The sequence below is a fragment of the Candidatus Latescibacterota bacterium genome, assembly GCA_019038625.1.
Classification (GTDB): domain Bacteria; phylum Krumholzibacteriota; class Krumholzibacteriia; order Krumholzibacteriales; family Krumholzibacteriaceae; genus JAGLYV01.
On record JAHOYU010000194.1, the window covers coordinates 1 to 5121 of the forward strand.

Consider the following 5121-nt stretch of genomic DNA (forward strand, 5'->3'; position numbering starts at 1 on the left):
GACCAATCCTGCAGGGATGGTCTCAGGTATAGAATCGTATCTGAAGGGGCATGGGCAGTCCGGCTGGACCGTATCAGCCGAGGGGGTAAGCGATGCCACTGATCTGGCCGAGATGCTCCGCGAGTTCCAGTCGGACAGTGAAGACGTACTGATCCTTCTCCAGGACACTACTGCCGCAGGTGACACGATAGGACATGTTGTCACGATGGGCTCAAGCCATTTCACGCTTGCTCCTCCCACTCAGAAGATCGATTTCATGGATCCCTGGGGAGGGGGCAGCACGGCAGATAACAATTACGATGTCAGTGAAAATGATGAAGATCAGCCGACTACAGACGGATATGATCTCGATGGAGACGGTGGAGACGCCTGGGTGGCGGGATACATTAAGGTGTCGCCTCCCGAAGGAGATGCTGCCTCTTCATCCATGGGAGGTTCCATCCTTCGCCCAGACATCGCTGGAAGGGATTTTCTGAAAGCAGCGATGCGGGCACCGTGGATAACGATGTCATCCGGTGCGGTCACCGGCAATGGAACGGTAGACATCCTGCCCCTCGATACGTCGACCCTGCCTGCCGGCCCGATGTTGATGGAGATTGTGACCGTCGACGATCAGGGTATTCAGTGCAGGGACATCAGACTGGCCTGGGTGTTCAGCGATCCGACCGGGGATGATGATAGCGGACCTCCGATCAAGACGATGCTGAACGGTTCTTACCCCAACCCGTTCAACCCGTCGACGACGATAAAATACTCGGTGGCGAAAGATACGGAAGTCACCATGGTGATCTACGATGTGGTGGGGCGCCGGGTGAGGGCTCTCCTTTCATCGGAATTCAGGGAGATGGGTGTGTACACCGAAACCTGGGATGGAAAGAATGACAATGGGAAATCTCTGGCCAGCGGTGTCTATTTCTGCAGGTTTATCGCCGCGGGTCAGATAGAGGCAAGAAAACTTATCATGCTTAGATGATGCGGGTCCGGGACATCCGCCAGGGGGATTTACAGGGCGGAGTCGGCGGGATTCTCACTCCGGGGAGGAAGCATGGCTTCCTCCCTTTTTTGTTGAAATACACCCGGAGCAATCAGACCATTTTTCAATGGTGGGTTTCTTATCTTTTGACAAGTTCGGGAAAAGGGTCTACATTCTGTCGCAGTCGCGGAATAGTTGTAGTCTGGATTGGAATGACATCCACAGAAGGAAGGTCTGAGATGAAAAAAATGCTGATCCTTATGCTTGTAATATCGCTCGTGGGGACTTCTGTCGGATGCGAATGGAGCAGAAGCAAAAAGGGAGCGGCTTTCGGTAGTGCCACTGGAGCAGTGATCGGAGCAGCTATTGGCAAGAAATCCGGGAACACTGCTGTCGGAGCGATCGTTGGGGCGGCCATAGGTGGAGCGGCAGGAGCTTACATAGGTAATTACATGGACAAACAGGCAGCCGAGATCGAAAGGGATATCGAAGGCGCTACGGTGGAGCGTGTCGGAGAGGGTATCAAGATCACATTCGATTCCGGTATTCTTTTCGAAATCAACAAGGCCGGACTCCAGTCCGAAGCAGTGGTCAATCTTGATAAGCTGGCAGTGATACTCGACAAGTACAGCGACACGAATATCCTGATCGAGGGGCATACCGATTCGACCGGATCTGATGAGTACAATATGGATCTTTCACGCAAGAGAGCAGAATCCGTCGCGGTGAACCTTGCCACAAAGAAGATCAATCCGGTCAGATTCACTCTGTTCGGGTATGGTGAGATCCAGCCGGCTGTCACAAACGTCACACCTGAAGGGCGTCAGGCTAACCGCCGTGTAGAAATCGCTATTATGGCTAACGACAAACTGAAGAAGGTCGCGGAAGACAGGACCGGGGAATAAAGTGAGTAATGCGCCGCGCGGGATGACAGTTTGTCAGAGCCTGCCGGGGGACGCGGGGTCGGGGATCTAAAAGGATCAAGCTTTTACTGATATGGATAACAGAGGCCGGGCTGGTGAGCCCGGCCTCTGTCTGTCTGATAAATATGTCCATTTCATCTATTTTTTCTCCATGACTTGACAGATTCGCTATATAGGACTATATTAGTCCTAGAAGGAGGGTCCTGCGACATGGGGCGGAACAGGGGCCGCCCGAATGGAGCCGGACCCTCCTGAACCGGCTTCGATGATATTCATGTTGAAGATCAGTTACGATATTTCAGGAACGGCCAGGAAGGCTGAGATCCGGTGGTCAGGGACGAACGGATGCTGAAAGGATCCACGGCTGATTAATACTAAATATCTTAAATAACTATAGTCAATACTGGCTGGAATATGTATATTTTATAAGATTGTAGGTAAATTGTAGCGATGTCTCTTGACAGATAAGCGCTTTTGGTTTATAACTATTATAGGGTGATAATGGTTATTGTTTAGATTGTAGCAGTAGAGAGAGGGCCCCGTTATGCAGCCGATCTTTGAACGACTTAAGGAAAAAGGGCTTACCCTTACACCGCAGCGTATGGCTATCGTCGAATGCCTGGTCGGAAATACCACTCATCCTACGGTGGATGAGATCTATTCCGAGATCAAGGAAAGATATCCGACGATGTCAAAAGCCACAGTATATTCAACTCTGAAAGTTCTTAAAGATCTGGATGAGGTCCAGGAGCTTTCTATAAGAAAACGCGGTGAGGTCTGCTTCGATCCTACTCCCGGGATGCATCACCATTTCATGTGTACAGAATGTGGTAATGTACTGGACATAGCACTTGATTGTCCGGAGAAATGTCCCATAATGGCGGTCGATACGATACAGGGCCACAAGGTACAGGAGATTCAGGCATACCTTTACGGAGTATGTTTTGAGTGCACTTCGAAAAACGCCTGATCAATCACGGTGGCCCGGACAGCTGCCATTATCTCTCGAGCGGGAAAACGGAGTTAATTAACAATGAATAGTACGGAGCTAAAGCCCGGAGTGCACTGGGTCGGAGGCATCGACTGGGACATCAGGAACTTTCACGGTTACCTGACGCAACGCGGCACCACCTACAACGCTTATCTCATACAGGACGAAAAGAACGTACTCATAGATACGGTAAAGCCGTATCTTTTCGATGAGCTTCTCTCCAGGATAAGTTCTGTAATGGATCCTGCGAAGATCGACTACATCGTCTCCAACCATGTAGAGATGGACCATTCGGGATCTCTTCCCCGAATGCTCGAGCATGCGCCGAACGCAAGAGTGATCACTTCGGTCCAGGGTGAGAAGGGCCTGAAAAGACATTTCGGGAATGGGATGGATCTGCTGCCGGTCAATTCGGGAGATACCCTGGAGATCGGAAAGAACACACTTCACTTTGTTCATACTCCGATGCTTCACTGGCCGGACAATATGGTCACATGGATGCCCGGAGAGAGGATCCTTTTTTCGAACGATGCATTCGGCCAGCATATTGCGACACCCCAGCGTTTCGACGACGAGGTCGGATGGGAGATCCTTCACGAAGAGGCGGCGAAGTATTTCGCGAATATCGTCCTGCCTTACGTCGATCAGGGGCGGAAAGCCCTCGACGTGCTTGCTGATCTCGATATCGCCATGATAGCGACGAGCCATGGTGTGATATGGAGATCGATGATCCCGCAGATCGTGGCCAAATATGATAAATGGTCCAGGAATGAGACCGACCCGAAAGCCTTGATCGTATACGATACGATGTGGGGATCGACCGAGAAGATAGCCCTCGCCCTTCAGGATGGGTTGGAAAAGGCCGGAGTTCCGGTGACGAGAAGAAATCTGAAGACTACGCACATATCAGATATATTCACTGATCTTCTTACTTCGAAATTCATTCTGATCGGATCGCCCACGCTTAACAACGGGATGCTTCCGACCGTAGGAGCATTTCTGACTTACCTTAAGGGGCTTCGTCCGAGAGACCGCGTGGGAATGGCGTTTGGCTCGTTCGGGTGGGGTGGGCAGGCCGTAGGGCAGGTAGAGGATGTGATGAAAGATCTCAAATGGGAGCTTCCCGGGGAGAAGATCAGGATCAATTATATTCCTGACGTTGACGAACTGGTTTCTGTACAGGATACTGCTTACGAGATCGGGAAAAAGATAATCGGAGAGACTCGATGAATGAAGTCCAGCATGTCCTGAAGATCTTGTCGAAAGCTATCGTCAGGGAAACTGCGGCGTTCAACTACTATTATAAACAGAGTGAGAATGAATCGATCCCGTTAGAAGTCAAAGGGCTTCTGTCCCGGTTGGCGGAGGAGGAAAGGACCCACCGCCGACTTCTGATGAACGAATATATATCGATTGAAAAGGGCTGGGATGAACACTGGAGCGAGGAGACCGGCCCAGTCCTGACATATCCGATCCCGGAGGAACCTCCGTTGAGGAATATCGAGGTCTCACCCTGTCTCGAGATGATGGCCATATCGCTGCCGGCCGTACTTGTCGGCGGGGACAATATCGTCACGTCGGTCATCAAGGATAAAAGTAAAAATATCACTGGTACGTTTCTCACCTTGTACGACGTTATGGGGCATGGACTTCAGACGACAGACATCAATGCTTTTGCTAACAGGATAATCGGCGAATATATAGACTCCGCAGGCTGTTTCACTCTCGACTCGGACGCGCTTTTTCCGAGGAACGTGGTTAAGCAGCTGAACAGGGCAATGAGCGAAAGGTTCGAGGGTCAGGGCGTGTTCCTGACAATGCTGTGCGCGCTCTTTCATATGGCAAACAGTGAATTGTCATACACGGTCGCCGGGCATGAACCTCCTTTTGTGATCAGAAAGGACGGTTCTATAGAGTCTCTGCTCAATACTCAGCTCGTCGTTGGTATAGACCCGGAATTTCCGTATCGGCAGACTACTATTGAATTCAACAGAGGAGACGTATTCTGTGTCTTCTCCGATGGAATTATAGAAGCACGAAATGTTGAGGGCGATATGTTTGGCCGGGAACGTGTAGCTGATATTCTCAGAAAATCAGTAGGAACACCACCGGGTGAAATGATAAACAGACTGATGGCTGACCTGAGAGATTTTGCGGGCGGCACGCCGTTGAATGACGAGATATCGATCGTCCTTGTTTCGGCCAGGGAGGAGTTGTAATGAGTAGCAATGATG

The 5121-nt window shown here is 50.7% G+C and carries 5 protein-coding genes; all 5 read left to right on the forward strand.

The genetic code is table 11. The features are described 5' to 3' along the window. Positions 1 to 973, forward strand: a 973-nt coding sequence (locus KOO63_13490) for a T9SS type A sorting domain-containing protein (GenBank protein MBU8922825.1), incomplete at its 5' end; no start/stop codon positions are given. A gap of 239 nt (positions 974 to 1212) precedes the next feature. After that, positions 1213 to 1878 (forward strand): OmpA family protein, encoded by a 666-nt coding sequence (locus KOO63_13495; protein ID MBU8922826.1) that lies wholly within the window; start codon positions 1213 to 1215, stop codon positions 1876 to 1878. Positions 1879 to 2440: 562 nt separating this feature from the next. Further along, entirely contained in the window at positions 2441 to 2866 is a 426-nt protein-coding gene (locus KOO63_13500; protein MBU8922827.1) for a transcriptional repressor, read from the forward strand. 63 nt (positions 2867 to 2929) lie between these two features. Beyond that, positions 2930 to 4117, forward strand: coding sequence for an FprA family A-type flavoprotein (locus KOO63_13505; protein MBU8922828.1), 1188 nt, complete (start codon positions 2930 to 2932; stop codon positions 4115 to 4117). Further along, positions 4114 to 5106: a SpoIIE family protein phosphatase gene (locus KOO63_13510; protein MBU8922829.1), complete on the forward strand. Its 993-nt coding sequence runs from the start codon at positions 4114 to 4116 to the stop codon at positions 5104 to 5106. Before KOO63_13505 ends, KOO63_13510 begins: the two co-directional genes overlap by 4 nt. Positions 5107 to 5121: the final 15 nt, after the last annotated feature.